Annotated in this window: 32 protein-coding genes; 14 read left to right on the top strand and 18 right to left on the bottom strand. The window is 66.6% G+C overall.

Features of this window, described 5'->3' with window-relative positions:
- Nucleotides 1-177 precede the first annotated feature (177 nt).
- Both dnaJ and dnaK read right to left on the bottom strand, forming a co-directional pair.
- Nucleotides 178-1,302: a molecular chaperone DnaJ gene (gene dnaJ / locus BWQ93_RS13575; RefSeq protein WP_077031013.1), complete on the bottom strand. Its 1,125-nt coding sequence runs from the start codon at nt 1,300-1,302 to the stop codon at nt 178-180.
- Between the two features lie 133 nt (nt 1,303-1,435).
- Nucleotides 1,436-3,343: a molecular chaperone DnaK gene (gene dnaK / locus BWQ93_RS13570; RefSeq protein WP_077031012.1), complete on the bottom strand. Its 1,908-nt coding sequence runs from the start codon at nt 3,341-3,343 to the stop codon at nt 1,436-1,438.
- A 153-nt stretch (nt 3,344-3,496) separates the two neighbouring features.
- On the opposite strand from dnaK, the gene BWQ93_RS13565 reads away from it, so the two are divergent.
- The 7 genes from BWQ93_RS13565 (at nt 3,497) to BWQ93_RS13535 (ending at nt 8,007) form a co-directional block, all read left to right on the top strand.
- Nucleotides 3,497-4,036, top strand: a complete 540-nt coding sequence (locus tag BWQ93_RS13565) for a copper chaperone PCu(A)C (protein ID WP_077031011.1) — start codon at nt 3,497-3,499, stop codon at nt 4,034-4,036.
- A 7-nt stretch (nt 4,037-4,043) separates the two neighbouring features.
- Nucleotides 4,044-4,553, top strand: a complete 510-nt coding sequence (locus BWQ93_RS13560) for a vgr related protein (RefSeq protein WP_077031010.1) — start codon at nt 4,044-4,046, stop codon at nt 4,551-4,553.
- Nucleotides 4,554-4,615: 62 nt separating this feature from the next.
- Nucleotides 4,616-5,089, top strand: coding sequence for a CC0125/CC1285 family lipoprotein (locus BWQ93_RS13555; protein ID WP_156878238.1), 474 nt, complete (start codon nt 4,616-4,618; stop codon nt 5,087-5,089).
- A 16-nt stretch (nt 5,090-5,105) separates the two neighbouring features.
- Entirely contained in the window at nt 5,106-5,678 is a 573-nt protein-coding gene (locus tag BWQ93_RS13550; RefSeq protein ID WP_077032410.1) for a hypothetical protein, read from the top strand.
- A 23-nt stretch (nt 5,679-5,701) separates the two neighbouring features.
- Complete coding sequence (locus BWQ93_RS13545) at nt 5,702-6,145, top strand: PH domain-containing protein (protein WP_083720886.1); 444 nt, start codon at nt 5,702-5,704, stop codon at nt 6,143-6,145.
- Nucleotides 6,146-6,211: 66 nt separating this feature from the next.
- Nucleotides 6,212-6,613 (top strand): hypothetical protein, encoded by a 402-nt coding sequence (locus tag BWQ93_RS13540; protein WP_077031008.1) that lies wholly within the window; start codon nt 6,212-6,214, stop codon nt 6,611-6,613.
- Nucleotides 6,614-6,654: 41 nt separating this feature from the next.
- The gene (locus BWQ93_RS13535) at nt 6,655-8,007 is read left to right on the top strand and encodes a DNA recombination protein RmuC (RefSeq protein ID WP_077031007.1); all 1,353 of its coding nucleotides are present in this window, start codon (nt 6,655-6,657) and stop codon (nt 8,005-8,007) included.
- 226 nt (nt 8,008-8,233) lie between these two features.
- Here BWQ93_RS13535 and BWQ93_RS13530 read toward each other — a convergent pair whose 3' ends face one another.
- The 8 genes from BWQ93_RS13530 to BWQ93_RS13495 all read right to left on the bottom strand — a co-directional run bounded on the left by BWQ93_RS13530 (nt 8,234) and on the right by BWQ93_RS13495 (nt 14,354).
- Nucleotides 8,234-8,944 (bottom strand): META domain-containing protein, encoded by a 711-nt coding sequence (locus BWQ93_RS13530; RefSeq protein ID WP_077031006.1) that lies wholly within the window; start codon nt 8,942-8,944, stop codon nt 8,234-8,236.
- Between the two features lie 153 nt (nt 8,945-9,097).
- Nucleotides 9,098-9,916, bottom strand: a complete 819-nt coding sequence (locus BWQ93_RS13525) for a TrmH family RNA methyltransferase (RefSeq protein ID WP_077031005.1) — start codon at nt 9,914-9,916, stop codon at nt 9,098-9,100.
- A gap of 4 nt (nt 9,917-9,920) precedes the next feature.
- Nucleotides 9,921-10,199, bottom strand: coding sequence for an HPr family phosphocarrier protein (locus tag BWQ93_RS13520; RefSeq protein WP_058807382.1), 279 nt, complete (start codon nt 10,197-10,199; stop codon nt 9,921-9,923).
- On the bottom strand, nt 10,196-10,591 hold the full coding sequence (locus BWQ93_RS13515; protein ID WP_249024813.1) for a PTS sugar transporter subunit IIA: 396 nt from the start codon (nt 10,589-10,591) through the stop codon (nt 10,196-10,198). The genes BWQ93_RS13520 and BWQ93_RS13515 overlap by 4 nt, the downstream gene beginning before the upstream one ends.
- Before the next feature lie 46 nt (nt 10,592-10,637).
- Nucleotides 10,638-11,576, bottom strand: coding sequence for an RNase adapter RapZ (gene rapZ / locus BWQ93_RS13510; RefSeq protein ID WP_077031003.1), 939 nt, complete (start codon nt 11,574-11,576; stop codon nt 10,638-10,640).
- On the bottom strand, nt 11,573-12,019 hold the full coding sequence (locus tag BWQ93_RS13505; protein WP_077031002.1) for an HPr kinase/phosphorylase: 447 nt from the start codon (nt 12,017-12,019) through the stop codon (nt 11,573-11,575). Before BWQ93_RS13505 ends, rapZ begins: the two co-directional genes overlap by 4 nt.
- Before the next feature lie 45 nt (nt 12,020-12,064).
- The gene (locus BWQ93_RS13500; RefSeq protein ID WP_077031001.1) at nt 12,065-13,678 is read right to left on the bottom strand and encodes a sensor histidine kinase; all 1,614 of its coding nucleotides are present in this window, start codon (nt 13,676-13,678) and stop codon (nt 12,065-12,067) included.
- Nucleotides 13,644-14,354, bottom strand: a complete 711-nt coding sequence (locus tag BWQ93_RS13495) for a response regulator transcription factor (protein WP_077031000.1) — start codon at nt 14,352-14,354, stop codon at nt 13,644-13,646. Before BWQ93_RS13495 ends, BWQ93_RS13500 begins: the two co-directional genes overlap by 35 nt.
- Before the next feature lie 475 nt (nt 14,355-14,829).
- Here BWQ93_RS13495 and BWQ93_RS13490 point away from each other — a divergent pair, with 475 nt between their 5' ends.
- Complete coding sequence (locus tag BWQ93_RS13490) at nt 14,830-16,431, top strand: phosphoenolpyruvate carboxykinase (protein WP_077030999.1); 1,602 nt, start codon at nt 14,830-14,832, stop codon at nt 16,429-16,431.
- A gap of 47 nt (nt 16,432-16,478) precedes the next feature.
- A complete protein-coding gene (locus tag BWQ93_RS13485) occupies nt 16,479-16,928 on the top strand; it encodes a hypothetical protein (RefSeq protein ID WP_077030998.1) in 450 nt (149 codons plus the stop codon).
- On the opposite strand, the gene BWQ93_RS20540 is transcribed toward BWQ93_RS13485, so the two are convergent.
- From BWQ93_RS20540 to BWQ93_RS13470, 4 genes are all read right to left on the bottom strand, one after another.
- Nucleotides 16,925-17,275, bottom strand: a complete 351-nt coding sequence (locus BWQ93_RS20540) for a hypothetical protein (RefSeq protein WP_232314607.1) — start codon at nt 17,273-17,275, stop codon at nt 16,925-16,927. The two genes, BWQ93_RS13485 and BWQ93_RS20540, sit on opposite strands and share 4 nt — an antisense overlap.
- A 4-nt stretch (nt 17,276-17,279) precedes the next feature.
- Nucleotides 17,280-17,837, bottom strand: a complete 558-nt coding sequence (locus BWQ93_RS20535; protein ID WP_083720883.1) for a hypothetical protein — start codon at nt 17,835-17,837, stop codon at nt 17,280-17,282.
- Complete coding sequence (locus BWQ93_RS13475; RefSeq protein WP_077030997.1) at nt 17,837-19,690, bottom strand: DUF885 domain-containing protein; 1,854 nt, start codon at nt 19,688-19,690, stop codon at nt 17,837-17,839. Before BWQ93_RS13475 ends, BWQ93_RS20535 begins: the two co-directional genes overlap by 1 nt.
- A 126-nt stretch (nt 19,691-19,816) precedes the next feature.
- A complete protein-coding gene (locus BWQ93_RS13470) occupies nt 19,817-20,212 on the bottom strand; it encodes a DUF3597 domain-containing protein (protein ID WP_077030996.1) in 396 nt (131 codons plus the stop codon).
- A gap of 181 nt (nt 20,213-20,393) precedes the next feature.
- Here BWQ93_RS13470 and BWQ93_RS13465 point away from each other — a divergent pair, with 181 nt between their 5' ends.
- On the top strand, nt 20,394-21,002 hold the full coding sequence (locus BWQ93_RS13465) for a DUF937 domain-containing protein (protein ID WP_077030995.1): 609 nt from the start codon (nt 20,394-20,396) through the stop codon (nt 21,000-21,002).
- Between the two features lie 32 nt (nt 21,003-21,034).
- Here BWQ93_RS13465 and BWQ93_RS13460 read toward each other — a convergent pair whose 3' ends face one another.
- From BWQ93_RS13460 to rplU, 3 genes are all read right to left on the bottom strand, one after another.
- Nucleotides 21,035-21,628, bottom strand: a complete 594-nt coding sequence (locus BWQ93_RS13460) for a GNAT family N-acetyltransferase (protein WP_077030994.1) — start codon at nt 21,626-21,628, stop codon at nt 21,035-21,037.
- Between the two features lie 237 nt (nt 21,629-21,865).
- The gene (rpmA, locus tag BWQ93_RS13455; RefSeq protein WP_054589052.1) at nt 21,866-22,135 is read right to left on the bottom strand and encodes a 50S ribosomal protein L27; all 270 of its coding nucleotides are present in this window, start codon (nt 22,133-22,135) and stop codon (nt 21,866-21,868) included.
- Nucleotides 22,136-22,178: 43 nt separating this feature from the next.
- The gene (gene rplU / locus BWQ93_RS13450; protein ID WP_077030993.1) at nt 22,179-22,685 is read right to left on the bottom strand and encodes a 50S ribosomal protein L21; all 507 of its coding nucleotides are present in this window, start codon (nt 22,683-22,685) and stop codon (nt 22,179-22,181) included.
- A 227-nt stretch (nt 22,686-22,912) separates the two neighbouring features.
- Here rplU and BWQ93_RS13445 point away from each other — a divergent pair, with 227 nt between their 5' ends.
- Nucleotides 22,913-23,431: a hypothetical protein gene (locus BWQ93_RS13445; protein WP_077030992.1), complete on the top strand. Its 519-nt coding sequence runs from the start codon at nt 22,913-22,915 to the stop codon at nt 23,429-23,431.
- Between the two features lie 156 nt (nt 23,432-23,587).
- Here the strand turns inward: BWQ93_RS13445 and pspF are convergent, their stop codons facing one another.
- Nucleotides 23,588-24,619: a phage shock protein operon transcriptional activator gene (pspF, locus tag BWQ93_RS13440; RefSeq protein WP_077030991.1), complete on the bottom strand. Its 1,032-nt coding sequence runs from the start codon at nt 24,617-24,619 to the stop codon at nt 23,588-23,590.
- A 173-nt stretch (nt 24,620-24,792) separates the two neighbouring features.
- Between pspF and BWQ93_RS20835 the strand changes: the two genes are divergently transcribed.
- From BWQ93_RS20835 to pspB, 3 genes are all read left to right on the top strand, one after another.
- Nucleotides 24,793-24,966 (top strand): hypothetical protein, encoded by a 174-nt coding sequence (locus BWQ93_RS20835; protein ID WP_156878237.1) that lies wholly within the window; start codon nt 24,793-24,795, stop codon nt 24,964-24,966.
- A 99-nt stretch (nt 24,967-25,065) separates the two neighbouring features.
- Complete coding sequence (gene pspA / locus BWQ93_RS13435) at nt 25,066-25,728, top strand: phage shock protein PspA (RefSeq protein WP_077030990.1); 663 nt, start codon at nt 25,066-25,068, stop codon at nt 25,726-25,728.
- 12 nt (nt 25,729-25,740) lie between these two features.
- Nucleotides 25,741-26,013, top strand: coding sequence for an envelope stress response membrane protein PspB (pspB, locus tag BWQ93_RS13430; protein ID WP_058807398.1), 273 nt, complete (start codon nt 25,741-25,743; stop codon nt 26,011-26,013).

Here is a 26,013-nt window from a genome sequence, read left to right as displayed (position 1 = left end):
CTGTGGGAGAAGGATAGGAAGCCTTGCCAGCTTGCTGGCTAGGCGGACTTGGATGAGGGGTCTGCGGGTCTCGGGCTCGCGCGGTCCTTTGGACCGCTACCCCTCACCCAGCTTCGACTAGGCGGCAAAGCCGCCAAGTCTTCGCAACCCTCTCCCACAAGGGGAGAGGGGAGCTGGTTACTCGGTCAGATCGTCCCACATATCCTTGATCTTCGAGAAGAAGCCCTGGCTCGCGGGGCATTCGTCGCCGGTCTCGGTCTCGCGGAACTCGGCGAGCAATTCCTTCTGGCGTGCGCTGAGCTTGGTCGGCGTCTCGACATCGACCTGGATCACGAGGTCGCCGTGGCCGCGACCGTTGAGCACCGGCATGCCCGCGCCGCGCTGGCGGAGCTGCTTGCCCGACTGGAGCCCCGCGGGGATGCTGATCTCGTGCTTCTCGCCGTCGAGCCCGGGGATGGTGATGCAGCCGCCGAGCGCCGCGGTGGTGAAGCTGATCGGCGCGCGGGTGAACAGCGTCGTGCCCTCGCGCTCGAACAATTTGTGCCGCGCCATGTGCAGGAAGATATAGAGGTCGCCCGGTGCCGCGCCGCGCGCGCCGCTCTCGCCTTCGCCCGACAGGCGGATGCGCGTACCTTCGTCGACCCCCGCAGGGATGTTGACGGTCAGCGTCTTGCGCCGGTCGACGCGGCCCTCGCCATGGCATGTATTGCACGGGTCGGCGATGACCTCGCCCGAACCCTGGCACTGCGGGCAGGTGCGCTCGACCATGAAGAAGCCCTGCTGCGCGCGCACCTTGCCGTGGCCGGCGCAGGTGGTGCAGCGGTGGGTCGAGGTGCCGGGCTTTGCGCCCGATCCGTCGCACGTCTCGCAGCGCGCGGCGACGTCGACCTGGATCTCGCGGCTGATGCCGGTGAAGGCGTCCTCGAGCCTGATCTCCATGTCGTAGCGGAGGTCGGCGCCGCGTGCGGGGCCGCGCTGCTGCTGCCGTCCGCCGAAAGCCGAGCCGAAGATCGACTCGAAGATGTCGCCGATGTCGCCGAAATCGCCATTGCCGCCGCCGAAGCCGCCCGCGCCGCGCACGCCTTCCTTGCCGAAGCGGTCATAGGCCGCGCGCTTCTGCGGGTCCTTCAGGCAGTCATAGGCTTCGCTGATCGCCTTGAAGCGCGCCTCGCTGTCGCCGCATCCCGGATTCTTGTCGGGGTGGTATTTCATCGCGAGCTTGCGATAGCTCGCCTTCAGCGTCGCATCGTCGGCGCTGCGCTCGACTTCGAGCAGTTGGTAATAATCGATGTCGAGCGACATGGCGTTTCATCCATAAATAGGGAGGCGGTAGCCCCCTATTTATCCCCTGTTCCAAAATTCGCCGCTGCCGCCGCGCCCGATAAATAGGGGGCTACCGCCTCCCTATTTATGACCGCGGCGGTGCGCGCATGTCTTACTTCTTGTCGTCTTCGACTTCCGAGAATTCGGCATCGACGACGTCTTCGTCGGCCTTGGCTTCGCCGGCTTCATCGGCGCTGGGGGACGCCGCGGCCTGCTGTTCCTTCTCGTAGATCGCCTGGCCGAGCTTCATCGCGACCTGCGCGAGCGCCTGTGCCTTTTCGGTCATGGCGGCGGGATCGCCGCCCTCGACCGCGGTCTTGGCTTCGGCGACCGCGGCCTCGATCTCGGACTTCAGCGCCTCGTCGACCTTGTCGCCATGCTCGCGGAGCTGGCTTTCGGTCGAGTGGATCAGGCTTTCGGCGTTGTTCTTCGCCTCGGCCGCCTCGCGGCGCTTCTTGTCCTCTTCGGCGAACTGCTCGGCGTCCTTGACCATCTGGTCGATGTCCGCGTCGCTGAGGCCGCCCGAGGCCTGGATCTTGATCTGCTGTTCCTTGCCGGTGCCCTTGTCCTTGGCGTGGACCGACACGATGCCGTTGGCGTCGATGTCGAAGGTCACCTCGATCTGCGGCACGCCGCGCGGCGCCGGCGGAATGCCGACCAAGTCGAACTGGCCGAGCGCCTTGTTGTCGGCGGCCATTTCGCGCTCGCCCTGGAACACGCGGATGGTCACCGCCGACTGGTTGTCGTCGGCGGTCGAGTAGACCTGCGACTTCTTGGTCGGGATGGTAGTGTTACGGTCGATCATGCGCGTGAACACGCCGCCCAGCGTCTCGATGCCGAGGCTCAGCGGGGTCACGTCGAGCAGCAGCACGTCCTTGACGTCGCCCTGCAGCACGCCCGCCTGGATCGCGGCGCCGATCGCGACGACTTCGTCGGGGTTCACGCCGGTGTGCGGTTCCTTGCCGAAGAAATCCTTCACGACTTCGCGCACGCGCGGCATGCGCGTCATGCCGCCGACCAGCACGACTTCGTCGATCTCGCTGGCGCTGACGCCGGCGTCCTTGATTGCCTTCTTGCACGGCTCGAGCGTGCGCTTGACGAGGTCCTCGACCAGCTTCTCGAGGTCCGAGCGCGTGATCGTCTTGACCAGATGCTTCGGCCCGTTGGCGTCGGCGGTGATGAAGGGCAGGTTGACCTCGGTCGTCGCGGCCGACGACAGTTCGATCTTCGCCTTTTCGGCGGCTTCCTTCAGGCGCTGGAGCGCCAGCTTGTCGCCGCGCAGGTCGATGCCTTCGTCCTTCTTGAAGCCGTCGGCGAGATATTCGACGAGCTTCGAGTCGAAATCCTCGCCGCCGAGGAAGGTGTCGCCGTTGGTCGACTTCACTTCGAACACGCCATCGCCGACTTCGAGGATCGAGATGTCGAACGTGCCGCCGCCAAGGTCATAGACCGCGATCGTCTTGTTCTCGGTCTTGTCGAGGCCATAGGCCAGCGCGGCCGCGGTCGGCTCGTTGATGATGCGCAGCACTTCGAGGCCCGCGATCTTGCCGGCATCCTTTGTCGCCTGGCGCTGGGCGTCGTTGAAGTAGGCGGGAACGGTGATCACCGCCTGCTCGACCTTCTCGCCCAGATAGGCCTCGGCGGTTTCCTTCATCTTCTGGAGGATATAGGCCGAGATCTGCGACGGCGAATAATCCTCGCCGCCCGCCTTGACCCACGCGTCGCCGTTGGCGCCCTTGGCGATGGTATAGGGGACGAGTTCCATGTCCTTCTTGGTCATGGGATCGTCGAAGCGGCGACCGATCAGGCGCTTCACCGCAAAGATGGTGTTTTCGGGATTGGTGACCGCCTGGCGCTTCGCCGGCTGGCCGATCAGGCGCTCGCCGTCCTTGGCGAAGGCGACGATCGAGGGCGTGGTGCGCGTGCCTTCGACATTTTCGATAACCTTGGGCTTGCCGCCTTCCATCACCGCGACGCAGCTGTTCGTGGTGCCGAGGTCGATCCCGATCACTTTGGCCATATTCTACTCGTCCTTGTTGCCTGTTGGGCGCCCTGAAAAGGCACGCCGCTTATGGGTTTCAGGCCGCGATATAGGTGCGCTAATCCTTGGCACAAGGACTCAATGGGCTTATCGGGAACAGGAAAATTACGCCTGTTTACGGAGACCGATGCCATGAAGCCGTTCCTGATCGCCGCCCTCGCTGCGACCGCACTGTCACTGACCGCATGCGAAGAAAACCTCGGCAAGGGCCAGCCGCTCAACGTCGTCAGCGGGCATATCGTGATGGGCGCGACGCCCGACCGTCCCGCGGTCGGCTATTTCCGCGTCGAAGGCGGCCCGGTGCCGGTCGAACTCGTCGCGGTGACCGCCGACCTCGCGCAGCGCGTCGAGATGCACGAAAGCGTCAAGGAAAACGGCGTGGTGACGATGAAGCCGCTGTTCCGTGCCGACGTGCCCGCCAAGGGCGAACTGATATTCAAGCAGGGCGGCAAGCATCTGATGATCTGGAACATCAACCCCGCCGCGGTGCGCGCGGGCAAGCTGCCGATGGCCTTCGTCTTCACCAACAACAACAACGAGCGCATCCTGTTCGACATGCCGATCAAGCAAGCATCGGCCGCGGGCGCCGACGGCAGCGCCGCGACCGCGCCCGCCGCGATGGACCATAGCGCGATGGGGCATGGCGAACCGGCGGACGCGGCGAAGAAATAAGCCGGACATGACGGGGGGCGGAGACCGCGACGGACGTCGGCTGACCGACGGCGAAATCGCGCTGGCGCGCAGCGTCTTCGGCGACGCGATCGACTATGATGCGGTGCGCGTCCGCCACCGCAAATGGATCTTCTTCCAGCCGCGCCAGATCGTGATGGCGCCGATGGGGCATCTTCATTTCCACCCTCGGGGCGACGTCTATTGCGACGACTTCTCCTGCCCGGCGAAGGACGAACTCGGCGCCAAGGGGCTGTTCATCCACGAGATGACGCATGTCTGGCAGGCGCAGCAGCGCGGCCGCTGGTACCTCGTCCTGATGCGCCACCCCTTCGCGACCTATGACTACAGCCTCAAACCCGGCTGGCCGCTCCACCGCTACGGCCTCGAACAGCAGGCCGAGATTGTGCGCCATTACTGGATGCTCAAGGAAGGCATGACGATAGGCGGCGCGCCCGGCCTCGAGGCTTATCGCGCTATTTTGCCATTCACCGGCGACGCCATCGCGCCAGCACCGTAAAACTTGATTCGACGCGTTTGTTCGCGTCGCCTTGTTTTCCTATTTAATTTTCAGGGGGGATTATGAAGATATGGATAGGGCTCGTCGCAGTCACGAGCGTTTTGTCGGGGTGCGCCGGCACGCCATATCAAAAGCTGGGCGTAGGCGGCGGCTACTCGGATAAGACCAAGGCGCCGGGCCGGTGGGAGATCAGATTTATCTCCAACGTAGCTTCGAGTGTGGGTTTTGCGGAACAGGCGGCGCTCTATCGCGCTGCCGAACTCGCGAAAGCCGATGGATATCCCTATTTTCAGGTCGTCAGTGGTAGCGTCTTCTTCAGTACCCACGCCATCGCAACCTCAACATCGGTTGGCTATATGACGAGCAAGGGCCAAAAGGCCTATCTTGTGGCCGTCGGAAAAATGGAAAAAGATTCGCCGCTGAATTGCGAGGGCTTGGATCTCGATGCGTGCCGCAATTTCGATACTTCGCAGGTGCTGGAAGAACTGCGGCCCATAATGAAGCAGGCGGGCCACCGTCGCCCCGTCAAGGATTAGGATGTTAGAGGTCGGCATGAGCGATTTCGAGTTCGTCTTTGCGCTCTACAGCTTGCTGCTCGGCCTTTCGATGGTCGAACTGCTCGGCGGGCTCGGGCGCGCGATCGAGGCGCGCTTCGCCGCCGAGGCCGAGCGCGAACGGTTCGCGATCGGCTGGCTGACCCCGCTGCTCGCGGTGTTCGTGATGCTCGACCTTCTCTCCTTCTGGAGCGCGGCGTGGGCGGCGCGGGGCGACATCGCAGTGTCGAACACGACGCTGATGGCGGTCGCGGGTTTCGCCAGCCTCTATTTCCTCGCGGCTCGGCTGGTCTTCCCCTCGCACCCCGAGGGGTTCGCCGACCTCGACGTCCATTATTTCCGCGTGCGGCGGATCGTCCTCGGGCTGCTGCTGATCCTGCTCGCGGCGCAACTCGGCTATTATCTCGCGCAGCCCGATCTCGCCGCGAACCTCGCGCGTCCGCTCGCGTGGATCATGACGCTGATCCTCGTCGCGCTGATGGTCGCGGCGATGTGGGTCAAGAGCCCGCGGTGGAGCGCGCTGCTGCTCGCCGCGCTCGTCGCGCGCTATGTGGTGATTTACCTGCTATAGGTTTTCGATCGAAGGAGAGTGCCGTGCCCGAAATCCTCGACCGCTTCCGTTCCTCGACCTGGGGCTGGCTGCGCGGCACCCTGCTCGGCTGGCTGACCCTGCTGCTCTGCCTCGTCGGGGTCGGCCTCATCATCATCGCCGCGATCTGGGTGCACAATCTGATGGTCACCTATGAGGTGACCGAGGACCGGCTGATCCTGCGCAAGGGCATTTTCGTTAAGAGCATCGACGAGATCGAACTCTACCGCGTCAAGGACATCCGACTCGACTTCACGCTCGTCAATCAATGGGCGGGGATGGGCACGATCAGCGTGGATTCGTCCGACGAAACGACGCGCGAGGGCGCGCTCGTCATGCCTTATATCGAGCGCGCGGTCGAACGGCGCGAGGAACTGCGCCGCCTCGTCGATGCCGCGCGGCAGAAGCGCCGCGTGCGCGAGCTCGACGTCGCGAGCGACTTCGCCTGACGCTTAACGCGGCGCTAACCGCGATGCGCTAGGGCCGTCCCCGTCATTTTCATGGGGGACGGGAAAATGAAAACGCATTTGCTGGCGATGTTTGCGCTTGCCACGCTAACCGCATGCAGCAGCGAAGCCGGGAGCAGTCCGGCAACCTACAAGCTCACCGCGGGCGAGGTGCGCAGCCATCTCGTCAACCGCGGCTATCCGGCGGGCAGCCTCGAGGGTGCCGAGGACCGCACGGTCGAGGCGCGCGAGATGGACGACGACCATGTCCAGTGGTTCATCCATGACGGCAGCGGCACGGGCTATCTCTGCCACACGGTGATCGAGGCGGCGAACGCCGACGGCAGCGAGACGCGGCTTTCGAACACATGCGAGACTCCGGCGCATCCCGAAAAGAAGGTCGCCGCGCTGACGAAGATGATCGACGGCATTCTCACGGCCGACCGCGACGACCCCTTCGCCAAGAAATAATCCGCTGGTCAAGCGCCCGGCGTTCGTCCTATGTTCCGCGCATGGACCCGCTCTCGCTTCTGCTCGCCCTTGCCGCCCTCGCAATCGGGGGGCTGATCGGCTGGCTTTTTGCGGGGCGGCAGGCGGGGGCGCTCAAGGCCGAGCGCGACAGCCTGACCGAGCGGTTCAAGAGTGCGGTGACCGACCTCGCCGCCGAGGCCGAGGCGCGCAAGGCGGCCGATCTCCAGCTCGCGGGGCTGGTCAGCGAACAGCGCGCCCGCGATGAAGCGCATGCGGCGCAGATCGCACAATTGAAGGACGCGCAGGCCGCGCTCACCGCGCAGTTCCGCGAGGTCGGCCAGACGATGCTCGGCGAGGCGCAAAAGGCCTTTCTCGAACGCGCCGACGCGCGCTTCCGCCAGAGCGAGGAGAGCGCGGGGCAGAATTTGAAGGCGCTGCTGAACCCCGTGCACGAGCGGCTCCAGAAATATGAGGAAGCGGTCGGCAAGGTCGAGGCCGAGCGGCGCGACGCCTTCGGCCTCCTCCATGGCCAGATCGAATCGATGCGCGCGGGCACCGAACGCGTGTCGAGCGAGGCGGCGAAGCTGGTCAATGCGCTGCGCAACGCCCCCAAGGCACGCGGGCGCTGGGGTGAGCAGCAGCTCCGCAACGTGCTCGAAAGCTGCGGGCTTTCCGAACATGCCGATTTCCAGACCGAGGTCAGCGTCGTGGACGGCGACGGCGGGCGTCTCCGCCCCGACGTCGTCGTGCGCGTCCCCGGCGGGCAAAATCTGGTGATCGACGCAAAGGTGTCGCTCAACGCGTACCAAGATGCGTTCGGCGCGGTCGATGAGAGCGAAAAGGCGGCGCATCTCGCCGCGCACGCCGCGGCGATGAAGGCGCATGTCAACACGCTCGGCGCCAAAAGCTATTGGAACCAGTTCGACGACACCCCCGATTATGTCGTGATGTTCGTGCCCGGCGAACATTTCCTCGCCGCGGCGCTCGACCACGACGCCGGCCTCTGGGACTATGCCTTCGACCGCAAGGTACTGCTCGCGACCCCGACCAACCTCATCGCGATCGCGCGCACCGTCGCCGCGGTGTGGCGGCAGGAAAAGCTCGCCGGACAGGCGCGCGAGATCGCCGCGCTTGGGAAAGAGCTTTATGCGCGCATGTCGGTGATGGGGTCGCATATCGCCCGCGTCGGCAAAAATCTCGACCAGGCGACGGGCGCGTATAACGCCTTCGTCGGCAGCTTCGAAAGCCAAGTGCTGACGCAGGCGCGGCGCTTTGAGGCCCTCGATATCGAGACCGGCGACAAGGAGATCGCGGTGCTGCCGGTGGCCGAACAGACGTCGCGTCCGCTTGCCAAGCTGGCCAGCGCCCCGGCGGCGGTCAACGACGGGGAGTAGCCCCGCTTCGTCATTCCCGCGAAGGCGGGAATCCAGCTTTCTTCGTTTCGTCGACCGCTTGGCACCGACGGCTGACCCCAACACCCTTTGCGTTCTTTGCGCCTTTGCGTGACTCAAAATAATCTCACGCAAAGGCGCAAAGAACACAAAGAAGGAGAAAGCTGGATTCCCGCCTTCGCGGGAATGACGGCATTGTGATAAATGCGACGATCTAGATCGCCGCTTTCTAGATCACTCGCTTCAGCACCGCCGTGCGTCCCTCGGCGCCGGTCAGGATCAGTGTGCCGTCGCTCGGGAAGTCGAGGCTCACCGGCCCGCGCATCAGTTCGAAGAAGGCGTTCTCCTGCGTCATGCCCGCGCCCGGGCACGCCATCTTGGTCGCCATCAGCGGTCCGGCGGTCAGCATGCCATCCGCGCGCTCGTAGCTGCCCGAAAAGCGGTTGCACCCCGCGCTGCCGCTCAGCCGTCCAGCCTCGAACACCAACGACGTCGGCCGGTCCTTCGCCACCGCGACGCCGCCGATCGACACGAAACTCCAGTTGGTGCCCGCAAGCTCGGTGGGCGGCAATATGCCGCCGCCGCAGCCCGTCACCGTCTTGCCGTCGGCGGTTAGCGTCACCTTGTCGCGATAGCGCCGGTCGCTCATCCCGTCGCTGCATTCGCCGTGCGTGATGTCGACGGTCAGCCGCTGGGTGACGTAACGCTCGCCGTTGAAGCTCGGCCGCGCGCCCGGGTTTGGGACCAGAATCTTGGTATCGCCATAGTCGCCGTCGTAATTAAGCAGGCCTTGCGTGATCTCGAGCGTCCAGCCGGGCTCGGTGCCGAGCGCGAAATAGCTCGCGGCGGGCGGGGTGCCGGGGGTCTGCGGCGCGTCGGCGGTCGGGACGCAGGCGGCGAGGGCGAGGCTCAGCATCAGTGCGGCGAGCGGTTTGAACATGGTCGTCTCTCCAAAACCCCTTTGCATCGAGCGCAGTCGAGATGCGTCTGGCGCGGTGCTCGCGTGTCTCGACTTCGCTCGCCACGAACGGAAGAGGGGACGGTGTAGTTGCGCGCTGCTGGCGCTATGCTGAATGCGCCCCGTGGCTGCCGTTCAGTTCCGCCGCTGGTTCAGCACCTCATAGGCCATCACCGCCGCCGCGACTGCGGCGTTTAGGCTGTCGGCCTTGCCCATCATCGGCATCTTCACGCGCATATCGGCGGCCGCGGCATAGGCCTCGGGCATGCCCTGCGATTCGTTGCCGACGAGGACGAAGGTCGGCGCCGCGTAGCGCACCGCCTGATAGTCGACCGTATCCTCGCCCAGCCAGGTCGCGACGAGCTGTCCCGGTCCGCCGCGCAGCCAGGGGAGGAAATCGTCCCACTCGGCCTGCACCAGCCGCTGAGTGAAGATTGCCCCCATGCTGGCGCGCACCGCCTCGACGCCATAGGGGTCGGTAGATTCGCCTAGCAGGATCAGCCCGCCCGCGCCGACCGCGTCGCCGGTGCGCAGCATCGTGCCGAGATTGCCCGGATCGCGCAGCCGCTCGGCGACCAGCCAGATCGGCGCGGTATTGCGGTCGAGGTCGGTCAGCAAGGTCTTCGGCTCGGCGTAGATCGCGACGATCGCCTGCGCGTTTTCCTTGCCCGACAGCTTCGACAGGATCGCGGGCGTGGTGTCGATCACCTCGCCGCCGCTCGCCAGCGTCGCGCTCACCAGCGCCTGCGCCAGCGGATGCGCAGCGCCCTCTTCGGCAAGGAACAGCCACTTCGGCAGCACCCCCGCGTCGCGCGCCTCGGTCGCGATGCGCAGCCCCTCGGCGAGGAACAGCCCCTCGGCGCGGCGATGCCGCTTTTCGCGCAGCAGCCGCATCCGCTTGACCAGCGGGTTGGAAAAACTCTCGATGCGGGAGCGGCGGCCCGTCTGGGTCATGCCGTCAATCCTCGCCGAAGCTGTCCTTGACCAGCCCGACCAGCTTGAGCAGCGCCGCGTCGGCGCCGTCGCCCTTCGTGTGGATGGTGATCGAATCGCCCTTCGCGGCGCCCAGCATCATCAGCCCCATGATCGAGGTGCCGTTGACCCGCGACCCGCCCTTTTCGACCTCGACCGACACGGTCTCGGGCAGGCGGCTGACGAAGGTCACGAACTTGGCGCTCGCGCGCGCGTGGAGGCCGCGCTGGTTGGTGATCTCGACCGTCTCGCTCGTTTCATTCATGGGCCCACCCCCAGCATTTCGGATGCGACGGAGATATATTTCTGCCCCGCCTCTTTCGCGGCGATCACCGCCGGGCGGAGTTCCATGGTCTTGCGCGCGCTTTCGAGGCGGATCAGCATCGGCAGGTTCACGCCCGCGATCACCTCGGTGCGCCCGGCGTCGAGCAGGCTGATCGCGAGGTTCGACGGCGTGCCGCCGAACAGGTCGGTCAGCATGATGACGCCGCGGCCCTCGTCGACCTTATGGATCGCGTCGGCGATTTCCTTGCGCCGCATCTCCATATTGTCGTTGGGGCCGATGCACACCGTCGCGATCGCGCGCTGCGGCCCGACGACATGCTCCATCGCGGTCACCATTTCCTCGGCGAGGCGGCCATGGGTCACCAATACCATTCCAAGAAGCGGCAATGCCTTGTCGGTGCCCATGCAGTCGAGACCCTTATATCTGTTTGCCGCCGGATGCGGGAGACGCGGACGGGGGCTTGCCCTCAAGCCCATCTTGCGGGGCGGAGTCAAGGTTGCGGTGGGTCACCGTCGGCGCATGACCCGCTGCGCGTAGCGTAGCGGCCACACGTTCGGCGACATGGACCGAGCGGTGGCGCCCGCCGGTGCACCCGAAGGCGATGGTGACATAGCTCTTCCCCTCGGCGCGGTAGCGCGGGAGGAGCGCGAGCAGCAGCGACTCGATCTGCGCGATGGTCGCCGCATAGGCGGGGTCGGCCATCACATAGGCGGCGACCGCAGGGTCGAGCCCGGTGCCGGGTTTGAGCGCCGGGTCCCAATGCGGGTTGCGCAGGTACCGCATGTCGAACACCAGGTCGGCGTTGCGCGGCAACCCGCGCGCGAAGCCGAAGCTCAGCACGCTCAGCACGGGCTCGTCGGTCCCTGCCTCGCCGAAGCGCTGCCGCACTTCCTGCTGCAAATCGTTGCTCGAGTAATTGGTGGTGTCGATGACGTGCTGCGCCCAGCGGCGGAGCGGCTCCATCGTCTCGCGCTCGCGCGCGATGCCGTCGGCGGCGGGACGGTCCTCGGCCATCGGATGGCGCCGCCGCGTCTCGGAGAAGCGGCGTTCGAGCTCGGCGCCCGCGCAGTCGAGGAAGAGCGTGTCGATGTCGCGCCCGCCCGCCTCGCGCAATTCCTTCATCCGCTTGACCAGCGGCGCGGGCTTGAAGCCGCGGCTCCGGCTGTCGATGCCGATCGCGAGCGGGCGGCCCTCGCGCCCCTTTCCCGCGGGCGCTGCGAGCAAGGCGTCGAGCAGCGCGGGCGGCAGATTGTCGACGACCTCCCAGCCCAGATCCTCGAGTACTTTCAGCACCGTCGACTTGCCCGCGCCCGAGAGGCCGGTGACGAGCAGCAGGCGCTGGCCGTCGTCGCTCATGATGCCATACCCAGTCGGTCGAGCGCCATCAGCACCTTGATCGGCGCCGACGCCTCGAATCCCGCGAGCAGCAGCGCGGGCAGGGCATGCCCCGCGACCGTCTCGCTCTGGTTCGCAGGCGGCATGCGCTCGGGGCGCTCGCTGAGGCGCACCGCGAGCGCGAGCGGGACCGGCGCGACGAAGGGCTGGTCGACGATGCCGATCCCGCGCACCTCCATCTTGCCCGCGAGCTTCGCGGGCGGGCGGCACCACAGGCGGCCGCGGTCGAACCAGATGTCGCAGCGGTCGTCGGCGACCAGCCGCGCGCCGCGGTCGATCAGCCGCAGCGCGAGGTCGGACTTGCCCTGTCCCGACGCGCCGAGGATCAAGATGCCGCGGCTGCCCGCTGCGACGCAGCTGGCGTGGATATTGACGATATCGAGTGCGGTCCGGCGCGGCAGCATGGCGGAGAGGCTTACCGGCGTGTCAGCACGGCTGCAAGCCGACGATCAATTCTCTCCACTCGCCGCTTCCGCCGCGGGCAGGGTGATCAGCAGGCTCGCGCCCGGCTGGCCGTCGTCACGGTCGCGCGCGGCGATATGGCCGCTGTGCCCCTCGACGATCGTCCGCGCGATCGCGAGGCCGAGCCCGCTGTGGCGGCCGAAGGCGCCGTCGGGGCGCTCGCTGTGGAAACGGCGGAAAATGGCGTCGCGCTGCGCGGGCTCGATGCCGGGGCCATCGTCGTCGACCCCGATATGGACGTCGCTGCCCAGCCGCGTCGCGCGCACGCAGACCAGCCCGCCGGGGGGCGAGAAGCTGATCGCATTGTCGATGACATTGTCGATCACGCGTTCGAGCCGATGGCCATCACCCATCACCATCGTCGTGCCCTTGCGCGGGCGCGCGAAGGCGATGCGCGGTTGCGGCACGTCCTTGCTCTCGGCCCGCGCCGCGCGCGAGGCGAGCATCGATTCGATCATCAGCCCGACGTCGATCGGCTCGAAACTGGTGCGCGACAATTGCGCGTCGATGCGGCTCGCGTCGCTGATGTCGGTGACCAGCCGGTCGAGCCGCCTTACATCCTCGTCCGCAATGGCCAGCAATTGCGCGCGTTGTTCGTCGGTCTTGACGCGGCCCAGCCCCTCGATCGCCGAGCGCACCGAAGCGATCGGGTTCTTGAGCTCGTGCGTCACGTCGGCGGCGAAATGCTCGCCCGCGTCGATGCGTTCGCGCAGCGCCTGCGTCATGTCGCTGAGCGCACGCGCGAGCGTCCCGATCTCGTCGCGGCGGCTCGGCAGGCGCGGCACGACGACCTCGCGCGCGCGCCCCAGCCGCACGCGCACCGCGGCGCGCGCGAGCTTGCGCAGCGGCCGCACGATCGTGCGCGCGAGAAAGAGCGAGAGCAGCACCGAGGTCAGCAGCACGATCGCGACGACCACCGCGAGGCGGAAGCGCTCGGCGCGCACGGTGCGCGTGATGTCGCGCGCGTTCAGCGTCATCAGCATCACCTGCGGCGTGTCGAGGTCGACGATCCGCGTCGCGGTCAGCAAAGGCGTGCGTTCTGGCGCGTAGCGGAAGCGCGTCGTGCCGGCGCCGCTCTTCAGCGTCTGCACGACCTCGGGCCAGGCGGCGCCGCGATCGACTTCGGGCTCCTCGAAATCGGGATAATTGGGGGCGCCGACGATCCAGTCGATGCCGCGGTCCATCGCGCGCGCGGCGTCGCGCTTCCACGGCTGGATATTGGGATCGCGCAAAGTATAGGTCGGCGGCCCATGGTCGAAGCTGTCGTAGCGGCGCGTGCCGTCGGCGGCGTAGAAGCGCAGCCGCGACGCGGTCGCGCGGGTGAAAGCGTCGATCAGTCGCTGGCGCTGGTCGGGGCGCGCCGCCTCGAGCGCGTCGTCGAGCTGCGCGAGCTGATCCTCCATCACCCCGACGCGCGTATCGACCAGCCGGCTGCGATAGGTGTCGAGGTAAAAAAAGCCGCCCGCAAGCAGCGCGATCGCGACGATATTGACCGCCAGGATGCGCGTCGTCAGCGACCAGCGCGCCGACCAGACCAAAGGCTGGTCCTCGGCGTCGCGCGCCAGATCAGCCTTCGTCGGCAAAACGGTAGCCCGCCCCATAGAGCGTCGCGATCGCGTCGAATTCGGGGTCGACCTCGCGGAACTTGCGGCGCAGGCGCTTGATGTGGCTGTCGATCGTGCGGTCGTCGATATAGACGTCGTCCTGATAGGCCGCGTCCATCAGCTGGTTGCGGCTGCGCACGATGCCCGGGCGGCTCGCCAGCGTTTCGAGGATCAGGAATTCGGTGACGGTCAGCGTCACGTCCTTGCCGTCCCATTCGACCTTGTGCCTTGCGGGGTCCATGCTGAGGCGCCCGCGGGTGATCGGGTCGGCGACGGGCTCGTCCTCGTCGCCCGGCGCATTTTTGTTGAGCTCGACGCGGCGGAGGATCGCGCGAATGCGCGCGATCACCAGTCGCTGTGAGAAGGGCTTGGCGATATAATCGTCGGCGCCCATCGCGAGCCCCAGCGCCTCGTCGATCTCGTCGTCCTTGCTGGTCAGGAAGATCACCGGCAGCTGGCTCTTTTCGCGCAGACGGCGCAGCAGTTCGAGCCCGTCCATGCGCGGCATCTTGACATCGAACACCGCCAGGTCGGGCGGATTGTCGATCAGCGGCTTCAGCGCTGCCTCGCCGTCTGAATAGACGCGCGTGACGAAGCCCTCGGCCTGGAGCGCGATCGACAAGGATTGCAGGATGTTGCGGTCGTCGTCGACCAGCGCGATGGTTGCCGTCATGCTCTTTCCAGTTGGGCGGACGTCCAGGCAACTAGCCGATGTGCCGCCCGGTCACAACATCGCGCGGTCCCATGGGGTTCCCCACAGTTCCTCCCCCTCGATGGGGGAGGCAGCGAGACTTACGAACTTGTTCGTTAGTCGCAGCGGAGGGGGTGCGCTCTCGGCCTGACACGAAGGCCGAAGGACGCACCTTCACCCCCATCCAACTCCGCCTAGGCCGCTCTGCGGCCAAGGCTCCGTATCCTTCCCCATCGAGGGGGAAGGGGCGAGTGTGCTTGCCACCGGTTCCCTTAGGGCGCGGGCGCCGAACCGGGTTTTAATCTTTTGACCTCATCCTCCAACCTCGCTAACGCGGCCGCAATTTCGGAATTCGACGTCCCGTCGGCACCCATGTTCATGCGGGCCCAGCGCTTTCGCTTGGCACGCGCTGCATAGGTATGCAAAGGCGGACGAAAGTTTGGGAAAGGCTTGAGTCATGACGGATGTGGTGATCGGTTCGACGACCGTGAAAACGGCGGCGGAAGTGGCCGAAAACTGGGGCACGGCGCAGCTGATCGAGGAGGCCGTGCGCCAGGGCGAAGGCCGACTCGCCAAGGACGGCCCGCTCGTCGTCGCGACGGGCAAGCACACCGGTCGTTCGGCGAAGGACAAATTCATCGTCCAGGACGACGAGACCCGCGACACCATCTGGTGGGGCAAGACCAACGTCCCGATGACGCCGGATCATTTCGCGGCGCTCAAGGCCGATTTCCTCGCGCACCTCGCCGAGCGCCCGCGCCTCTATCGCCAGCAGCTGTTCGGCGGCTCGCAGCCCGAGCACCGCGTCGCGGTGCAGGTCGTCACTGAATTCGCCTGGCACAGCCAGTTCATTCGTACGCTGCTCTGCCGCCCGACGGCCGACGAGCTGGCGTCGTTCGCGGCCGAATATACGATCATCGACCTGCCGAGCTTCCGCGCCGACCCGGCGAAGCATGGCTCGCGCACCGAAACGGTGATCGCGGTCAATTTCAGCGAGAAACTGATCCTGATCGGCGGCACGCAGTACGCCGGCGAGATGAAGAAGTCGGTGTTCGGCATCCTCAACTATCTGCTCCCCGTGAAGGGCGTGATGCCGATGCACTGCTCGGCCAACATCGGTCCGAACGGCGACACCGCGGTCTTCTTCGGCCTCAGCGGCACCGGCAAAACGACGCTGTCGGCCGACGCCTCGCGCACATTGATCGGCGACGACGAGCATGGCTGGTCGGACACCGCGGTCTTCAATTTCGAGGGCGGCTGCTACGCCAAGATGATCCGCCTCTCGCCCGAGGCCGAGCCCGAAATCTACGCGACCACCAAGCGCTTCGGCACCGTGCTCGAAAATGTCGTGATGGACGCCGAGACGCGCGAACTCGACTTCGACGACGCGAGCCTCGCCGAGAACAGCCGCGGCAGCTATCCGATCGATTTCATTCCGAACACCTCGGAAAAGAATATGGGTCCGGTGCCGCACAACATCATCATGCTCACCGCCGACGCCTATGGCGTGCTGCCCCCGATCGCGAAGCTGACCCCCGACCAGGCGATGTACCATTTCCTTTCGGGCTATACCGCGCGTGTCGCCGGCACCGAAATCGGCGTGACCGAGCCCGAGGCGACCTTCTCGACCTGCTTCGGCGCGCCCTTCATGCCGCGCCACCCGTCGGTCTATGGCAACCTCCTCAAGGAGCGCATCGCCAAGGGCGGCGTCCAGTGCTGGCTGGTCAACACCGGCTGGACCGGCGGCATGGCGACGATGGACGGCATCAAGCGTATGCCGATCAAGGCGACCCGCGCGCTGCTCAACGCCGCGCTCGACGGCAGCCTGAACGACGCCGAATTCCGCAAGGATCCGAATTTCGGCTTCCAGGTGCCCGTCGCGGTGCCGGGCGTCGATTCGGCGCTGCTCGACCCGCGCGAAGCCTGGGCCGACAAGGCGGCCTATGATCGCACGGCACAATCGCTGGTCGAGCAATTCATCGACAACTTCGCGCAATTTGCGGAGCATGTCGACGAAGGCGTCCGCCAGGCCGCCCCGCAGGCCGCCGTCGCAGCATAATTGACCCGGAAACTTCCGGGTGGCATTCACCCGGAAGGACCGGACCGATGACTACCGATTTTTCGCCGCGCCTGATCGAGCGCGATTCCGACATCCGCGCGATCGGCGAGGGCCTGCTCGCACGCACCCTGCCGCGCGAAGCCTGGACGCACGAGGCGCATCTCGGCGCGTGCCTGTGGCTGCTCAGCGAGCGCCCCGATATCGACATCGACGCCGACATCGCGGCGATCATCAGCCGCTTCAACGAAAGCGTCGGCGGCGTGAACGACGACCATGGCGGCTATCACGACAGCATTACGCGAGCTTATGTTGCGGGGGTGCGGCTGTTCCTGTCCGAGACCGAAGAGACGGGGCTGGCGGCGCGCGTCAACGCGATGCTGCGTTCCGACGTCGGCCGCCGCGACTGGCCCTTGCGCTTCTACAGCCGCGAGCTGCTCTTCTCGGTGCCGGCGCGGCGCGGGTTCGTCGCGCCCGATCTGGCGCCACTGCCGGCCTAGAGTGTCATCCCCGGCGTCCAGCCGCTTTCGACGAGAAAGGCGGCCGGGTCCTTCATCTCGATGATGGCCTTTATCGCCGCCTGCTTGTCGGGGCTGCGCTGATAATAGGCCTTCGCGACGCGATACCCGACCCAGTAACCGAGGTCGCCGGGCCAGTCTTCGGTGCCGAGCTGGTTGTAGACCCAGCGCGAATCATTCGCCTTGCCGTCCTTTTCGGCGAGGAAGGCGGTCTCCACTTCCTTTTCGCGTCCAGCCGCCCAGCGGTGCAAATGGGTGGCAGCGACCGATCCGCTGATCTGTTCGGCGACAAACTCCGCAGCCCCCTCGACGAGCGCGGCGTGGAGCACCGTGTCATTCTCGCTTTCGACCTGCGCCAGCGGTTGCTGGGCATGGACATATTCGTGCGCTCACATGGACGAAACGATCCTCGTCGTCGGCCTCGAAGAATTTCGCCGCGCAAAGCGCTTCGAGCGAGACGTACAGCCCCTTGCCGTTCGCTGCGGCGACAGGCGTGCCGCGGCTGATCGCGATGGTGATCGGCGGGAAGATCGCCGGCGGATAAAGCTCCGCCAACCGATCGGCGGCCGCGGTCAACCGGCCGCGGACGTTGCCGAGCGTGGCGGCACAGCCGCGCGCGTCGGCAAAGAGCTCCGGTTTTTCGCGCAGCGCCTTCGCAACGCGTTCGGGCGTGATCCGGCGCATGACCATGAACTCCTCGAGCCCCGGCGAGGCATCGGCGAGATAGCGCGTCGCGAGCGCATCTGGATCGGCGGTGAGCGCGGGGTCGTCGTACAGCGCATAGAATCGCTCGACGTCGCTCGTCACGATTTGGACGCGCGGCGGGGAATTTTCCGCCGTGCCGGGCGCGGCCATCAAGAGCGCGCCCAGCGCGGTTGCGAGGAAACGCATCAGCCCTTCGCGCCCTTCACATATTCTTCGACATTCTGCGCCAGCACGTCGAGTGGCACATTGCCGCCCTTGACCACGACATCGTCGAAATCGCGGAGGTCGTATTTCGCGCCCAGCGCCTTTTGCGCAAGGCCGCGCTGCCGCACGATCTCGCTATGCCCGACCTTGTAGCCGCAGGCCTGCCCGGCCCAGCTGCAATAGCGGTCGACCTCGCTTGCGACCTCGAGCGGGTTCGAGCCATTTTCCTTGACGAAAAACTCGACGCCCTGCTCGCGCGTCCAGCGCTTGGCGTGGAGGCCGGTGTCGACGACCAGGCGGCAGGCGCGGAACGCCAGCGATTGCAGATAGCCCAGCCGCCCGACCTCGAAATCGTCGTAGAGGCCGAGTTCGTCCGCAAGCTGTTCGGCGTAGAGCGCCCATCCTTCCGAATAGGCGTTGAACGCCAGCATCGTGCGGATCAGCGGCATCGCATGCGCATATTCGCCCTGCCAGGCGTGACCAGGGATCGCCTCGTGCATCGTCAGGTCGGGCAGCGAATATTTGCTGTGCAGTTCGGTGGTGCGGAGATTGATCCAGAAGCGTCCCGGGATGCTGCCGTCGATCGATCCCGCGCCGCCATAGGCCGCGGGCGCGCCGGGTTCCTCGGCCAGCGGCAGCCGCTTTACCTCGACATTGCCCTTCACGAGCGTGCGGAAGGCGCGCGGCAGCTCGGCGCGGATCTTGCCGAGCCAGGTCTGGATATAGGCGACGATCTCGGCGCGGCCGGCGTCATTGTCGGGGAACTTATACTTCGGGTCCTTGGCGAGCGCGACCATCCGGTCGCCGACCGAGCCCTCGGTATAGCCGATCTTGCGGAGGATCGGGTCCATCTGGCCGTGCAGCGCGGCGAGTTCCTCGCGCCCCATCGCATGGACCTCGTCGGGGGTCATGCGCGTCGTCGTGCTCGCGCGGAGGCCCCAGGCGTACCATTCGTCGCCGCCCGGTCTTGCCCACATTCCAGCGTCCATCGTCGCCTTGGGGCGCTGGGCCTTGAGTTCGGCGAGCTGGCGTTCGAGCGCCGCGGCGACGGGGCCCTGGACGATCTTCGCCGAACGCGCATTCCAGTCGCCGGCGATCTTCGCCTCGCCGGTGCGGCGGACGAGGCTTTCGACCATCGATCCGCCGGCCTTGGCGTCGGCCAGGCTCGCCTCCATCTGCTTGACCGCCTTGTCGATCAGGAAGGCAGGGGCGATCAGCCCCATGCCGCCCGCGGCCTTGAGGCGCTCGGTCTCGCCGTCGAGCACGCCGGGGAAGGCATTGAGGCGCGAGAGATAGGCCTCGGCGTCGGCGGCATTCTTCACCGGATGATCGCTGTCGAGGAATTTCGGGATGTCGAGATAGGCCCCGACATTCTGGATCACGACATAGGGCGTGTTGCGCCAGCCGCCGACCGCGACGTCGCCATAGGGCAGGGCAAAGCCGTCGAGCGCCACGCTGTACGCGCTGTCGACCACCGCCAGGCTGGTGCGCGTCTTGTGGTCGAGCCCGCTCTTGTCGAAGGCGCGCACGCGCGCGACATCGGCCTTCAGCGTGTCGGCGAGCGCCCGCATCCCTGCGGCCGAGCGGTCGCCGAGCTTGGCGCGCGCGGCGGCGCGGTCGCCGGTATCGATGCCGAGCGAGGTCGCGCCCTCGGGCGACTGCGCCAGCAGATTGTCGGCGATCGACTGGAGCAGCGCGTCGGCGGGGCTGGTGCGCGGACCGGTCACGATCGTCTCGGCAGCGGCCGGGCCGGCGACGGCGAAGCTCACGGTCCCCGCGCCGAGCGCGGCGAGCGTCTGGCGGCGGCTGATCGGGGCGGAAAGCGGATTGGACACGGGCGGCTCCCTTGCGCGACTTGTTTCGGTTGAAACCTGTCTAGGCGCGCGCGCGCGGCGGTCAACGAAAAGGGGCCGGGGAAGCTCAAGCTTGCCCGGCCCCAGTCGAAAATTATCGCGCGTTGGTCAGTCCGTGAGGTCGGCGGGCACCGTGCCGCCGTTCGCCGCCAACTCGCGCATCACCGCCTTGTGCAGCCAGATGTTCATCTCGGCGCTGCCGTCGAGTGCGCCGGTGTAGCCGAGCTCGGTCGCGAGCTCCTTGCGGTTGGCGAGGCTCGGGTCGATGTCGAGCAATTTCATCAGATCGACGATCGAGGTGCGCCAGTTGAGATCCTGCCCGGCGTTCGCGGCCTGTGCCGACAGGATCGCCTCCACATCGACCTCGCCGATCGCGACGGGCGCGGCGGGGACGGGCTGCGGCGCGGCGGGCGCGGCGGTCGTCGCGGGGGCGGCGGGAGCAGGCGTCGCGGCCTCCGCCTTCTTGCCGAAAATCGCGTCCTTGATCTTGCTGAAAATACCCATGGTGATGCTCCCACATTGATGCGGCGGCGCAGGCTCCGGGGGCGGAGTCGCGCGGCCGCAGCCTAGGCTTGCGCATGGGGAGATGACAGCCCAATGAACGGCTCGTCCCCCGCCCGCACGCTGCTATGATAACGCCCGGTGCCGCCTTTCGATCCGCGCGCCGCAGTGGGAGCATAAGATCATGAATCTGACCGAAATCCTGAGCCAGACCGGCGGCATCGAATCGATGGCCAAGGACCTCGGCATCCCGCCCGCGATGGCGAAACAGGGCGCCGAGGCGCTGCTCCCCGCGATCCTCGGCGGCTTCAAGAAGCAGGCGCAGGGTGCCGGCAGCGGCGGCGGCGATGCCCTGGGGGGACTCGGCGGCCTGCTCGGCCAGCTCGGCGGCGGCGGGCTGCTCGACGCGGTGCTCAGCCCCGAACCGACGCCGGTCGAGGCGGGCAACGATGTGCTCGGCCAGATCTTCGGGACCAAGGAGGTCAGCCGCAGCGTCGCGGGCGATGCCGCGGCGAAGACCGGGATCGATGCGGGCACGCTCAAGAAGATGCTGCCGATCCTCGCGATGCTCGTCGCGGGCTATATGGCGAAGCAGGGCGACGGGACGAATAGCGGCGGCGGTTTCGGCGGCATGCTGGGCAATGTGCTCGGCGGTGCGATGGGCGGCGGCGCGGCGCCGGCGGCGGGCAGCGGCAGCGGGGCGCTGGGCGGGCTCGGCAGCCTCCTCGACCTCGACGGCGACGGCAACCCGCTCGACGACATCATCGGCATGGCTGGGAAATTGCGAGGGTGAAGCAATCCCCTCCCGCAAGCGGGAGGGGAGCGTTACGCCGCCAGCAGCCGCAGCTCCTGACGAAAATCCTCGTCCACCCCGATGCGATCACGCATCGGGGTGACGGCGCCGTCGTCGGCGTCACCTTCCTCGAACAGCGCACAATCGGCTTCGCCGCCGCGCGCCAGACTATAGCGCTTTGCGACCGCCCCGGTGGGCTTGAAGCCGAGCTTGCGCAGCACCGCGCCCGAGGCGGGGTTGTCGAGGAAATGGCCCGCGGCGAGCCGGGGCAGTTGCATCGCGCGTGCGATGCGCACCAGCTGGCGCCCGGCCTCCGTCGCGAAGCCCAGCCCCCAATAGGGACGCGCGATCCAGTAACCCATTTCGAGGCCGCCTTCGGGGGCGGGCGAAATGCCGCAACCGCCGACGAGGCGCGGCGCGCCGCCGGTGCGGCTGAAGATCAGGAAGCGCGGCTCGGCGGGGTTGATCGGCTTGGCGAGAAACTCCATCGCCTGCGCCTCATGATAGGGCCAGGGCGCGGTCGCGAGGTTGCGCACCACGCTTTCCTCGCCGATCGCCTGCGCCAGCGCGGGGGCGTCCTCGATCCAGCCGGGCCGCAGCAACAGTCTTTCGGTACGCGCGAACATATTTTGTCACTCCCAATTGCCTGTCGCCGTGGCGCCAGATGGTGACGCTTTGACGACAATCGATAGAGAGGGAGATGATCGGCCCGATTTTCGCGCCCGTTTGCCAAGTGATGGATAACGGGCAAGAAAAAAGGGAGACCGGGGGTGACCCGTCTCCCTCTTTCGAACCTGGTTTCCGCTTGGGGCGGAAAGGACAGCTCCGGGTCATCCCTGGGGACGACCCTTTAGCGATCGTCCTTATTCGGCGGCTTCGGCCATCATGTCGACCGAGACATATTTACGGCCGAGCTTGCCGTCGTGGAATCGCACGCGGCCGTCGGCGGTGGCGAACAGGGTGTGATCCTTGCCGATGCCGACGTTGACGCCCGGGTACACCTTGGTCCCGCGCTGGCGCACGATGATGTTGCCGCCGATCACTTCCTGACCGCCGAACTTCTTCACGCCAAGGCGGCGGCCGGCTGAGTCGCGACCGTTGCGCGAAGAACCGCCTGCTTTCTTATGTGCCATGACTGATGCTCCTTAAATCTTGGGCCGAGCCGCGGGTTCGCGCTCAGGCTTCCTTCTTGGGGGCTGCCTTCTTGGCAGCGGGCTTCTTTTCGGCGGCTTCGGCCTTGGGAGCGGCTTCCTTCTTGGGAGCAGCAGCCTTCTTGGGCGCGGCTTCCTTCTTGGGAGCTTCCGCGGCGGGAGCGGCCTTGGCTTCGGTTGCCGGAGCAGCCTCTTCCTTCGGCGCGGCTTCCTTCTTCGGCGCGGCCTTCTTGGCTTCGCCGACGGCGAGGATGCGCAGCAGCGTCAGCGACTGGCGGTGACCGTTGCGGCGACGGTAGTTGTGCCGGCGGCGCTTCTTGAAGACGATGACCTTTTCGCCGCGCGTCTGGGCGATGATCTCGGCCGAAACGACGAGGCCTTCGGCGCTCTTCACTTCGCCGCCGTCACCGGCCAGCAGGATGTCGCCCAGCGACACGGTGTCGCCAGCTTCACCGGCGATCTTCTCGACGGCGATCTTGTCTCCAGCGGCGACGCGATACTGCTTGCCGCCCGTGCGCACGATTGCGAACATGGTCTTCCATCCAATCAGAAACTAAAACACCCGCGCTGCCAGTCACCCGCCGAAGCAGGCGATTTTTCCGGCATGCGGGAAAGTCAGGCCCACTAACGAGCGCGGGCCGCGCTGTCAACCGCATATTCCCGTGCTTTTGCGGCTTTTTGCGGCTTGCGCCCGATTCGCTCGCGCGTTGCCGATTCGGCGCTTGCCGCTTGGGTGCGGGGTCCATATCAGGGGATATTATGCAGCGCATCGCCTTTCTCATTCCCGCCCTTGTCGCGTCGCTGGGGCTTTCGGCGTGCGCCGCCGCGCAGAGCAGCGGTGCGCCCTCGCTCGCAAAGCGCCCGATCGAGGGGCGGCTCAACGTCGCGCCGCCCGCGGTCGTGGTGCCGCCGCCGGGGCCGCTGCCCGCCGACCTCGCCGGACGCCTCGCGCGCTGGGACGCCGACGGCAGCGCCGCGCAGCAAGCCTTTGCCGCGGAGCGCGGCTCGACGGTGGCGCTGGTCACCGCTGCTGCGGGCGCGCCCGTCGCGAGCGAATCCTGGGTCGTCGCGCAGCAGGCGATCTCGCGCCTCGTCGCCGCGCGCGCGCCGATCACCGCCGCGCTCGGGGACATCGACCGGCTTTATGTCGAGCGCACCACCGCGGAAGCGATCGACGGCCTCCCCGACATCTACGCACTGCGCGAGCGCCTGGCCGAAACGGTCGCGGCGCAGGATGCGGTGATCGAGGCGCTGAGCAAGCAGCTGCCGGGGGAGTAAAGATCCTCCCCATCGCGAAGCGTTGGGGAGGGGGACCGCGCCCGTAGGGCGTGGTGGAGGGGTCTGGCCTTGCACCGACGCCTGACGGCGTCGACCCCTCCGTCAGCGGCTGCGCCGCTGCCACCTCCCCATCGCTTCGCGTGGGGAGGATCTGGTTCAATTCAGCCCATGCTTCTTGAGCGCATGGCGGATCTGGTCGTAGCTCAGTCCCAGCGCTTCGGCGGCGATCTTCTGGTTGAAGCGGCAGCGCGCCATGGTGTCGGCCAAGATCTGCTTTTCATAGGCATCGACCGTCGCGCGGAGGTCGGTCACCGCCCCCGACGGCGGCGCGGCGGGCGTGGGCGCTTCGGCAGGCGTGCCCGCGGGCAGTTTGGCCGCTTCGGTCATGGCGGTGGGCTTGCGCACCGCCGGCTGCCAGGGACTCGCGAAGGGATCGAAGCTCAGCGCATCGACGGGCTTCGACGGGTCGGCCCAGCGATAGATGCCGCGCTCGATCACATTGCGGAGCTCGCGGACATTGCCGGGCCAGTCGTGCCCCTCCATCGCCGCAAGCGCGCGCGGGCCGAAGCCCGGCCATTCGTCCCAGCCGAGCACCGCCGCCATGCGCGTCCCGAAATATTCGGCCAGCACCTCGATATCGCCCTCGCGCGCGCGCAGCGGGGGCAGGGTGATGACCTCGAACGACAGCCGGTCGAGCAAGTCGGCGCGGAACCGATTGTCGTCGACCAGCGCGGGCAGATGTTCGTTGGTCGCCGCGACGATGCGCACGTCGACGCGGATCGGGCGCGACGAGCCGACGCGGGTGACCTCGCCATATTCGACCGCGCGCAGCAGCCGCTCCTGCGCGCCCATCGACATCGTCGCCAGCTCGTCGAGGAAGAGCGTGCCGCCGTCGGCCTCTTCGAAGCGTCCCGCACGCGTCCGCGTCGCGCCGGTGAAGGCGCCCGCCTCGTGCCCGAACAGCTCGCTCTCGATCAGCGTCTCGGGCATCGCGGCGCAGTTCATGATCACATAGGGGCGGTCCCAGCGCGTCGACAGCCGGTGCAGGCGCTCGGCGATCAGCTCCTTGCCCGTGCCGCGCTCTCCGATGATCAGGACCGGCCGGTCGAGCGACGCCGCGAGGCTGGCGCGTTCGACCGCATCCTGGAAGGCCGCCGACTGGCCGATAAATTGCGTTTCGCGCTCCATTCCCAATGATTGGCAAATTTTCCCGCTGATTGGCAAGAGAAATTGTCCGTCGATGCGATTTCAGCGTGAAGTTGCGCAGTTTCGCGTGGGTTCGGACAATTGGCACGCCCCCTGCATAGTGTCTTGCGAACCGGCGCAACTCGCACCGGTGCAGCGAAAAAGGGACGACCGACATGAAGACGATATTTGCCCAGGCCACCACCTTCGCGCTCAGCGCGACCGGCGCTCTGGCGATCCTCGTCGGCGTGATCGACCAGCCCAAAGTCGCCTTCGACATCGCCGCTTCCCCGGGCGGGATGGCGCTGGCGGCCGCTGCAGCAACCCCGGCGGTCAGCCCGATGGCTTGACCGGCACTGGTGCCGGGGCACTCTCCCCCCTTGCCCCGCCCCGGCACCAGCATTTTTTAACAAACAAGGTCTCGAATATTTCGACAGGAGTTTAGTCAAATGGGTATTTTTTCACGCACCCGCGACATCATCGCCGCCAACGTCACCGACCTGCTCGACCGCGCCGAGGATCCCGAAAAGATGATCCGCCAGATCATCTTCGAGATGAACGAGACGCTGGTCGAAGTTCGCGCTTCCGCCGCCCGCACCATCGCGGACCAGAAGGAAATGCGCCGCCACATCGCCAAGCTCGAAAGCCTGCAGGACAGCTGGAAGGAAAAGGCCGAACTCGCGCTGTCGAAGGACCGCGAAGACCTCGCCACCGCCGCGCTCGTCGAAAAGCAGAAGGCCGGCGACATGGCCGAACGGCTGAAGAGCGAGATCGCGGTCCTCGACGAGGCGCTCGCGGGTTATGAAGCCGATATCGCCAAGCTGCAGAAGAAGCTCAGCGAAGCGCGCGCGCGCCAGTCGAGCGTCGTCAACCGCCTCGAAAGCGCCGAGAATCGCTACAAGCTGCGCGAGATGACCAACGGCGACCGCGTCGAAGATGCCTTCTCGCGTTTCGAGATACTCGAGCGCCGCGTCGACGAGGCCGAAGGCCGTGCCGATGCGCTCGGCCTGGGCTACAAGAAGTCGCTCGACGAGGAGATCGCCGAGCTGCAGGCCGCCGACAAGGTCGCCGACGAACTCGCCGCGCTGAAGGCCGCGCAGGGCAAGAACTAAGGAGTCGGACCGATGGAAGAAGTGATCATTGTCCCGATCGTTATCGGCACGCTCTTCCTCGGTCTGCCCTGGCTGATCCTCCACTATGTCACCAAGTGGAAGCAGGCCAAGACGCTGACCGGAGAAGATGAGCAGCTGCTCGACGAACTCTACGACACCGCCCGCCGGCTCGAGAACCGGCTCCACACCGTCGAACGCATCATCAGCGCCGACCATCCCGATTTCCGCCCCGCGGTTCGCAGCGATGAAGATCTGGCGCAGCTCGAAATGACCAGGAGGAACTGA

The organism is Sphingopyxis sp. QXT-31, assembly GCF_001984035.1.
GTDB lineage: Bacteria > Pseudomonadota > Alphaproteobacteria > Sphingomonadales > Sphingomonadaceae > Sphingopyxis.
This window is presented reverse-complemented; position numbering and strand designations above follow the sequence as displayed.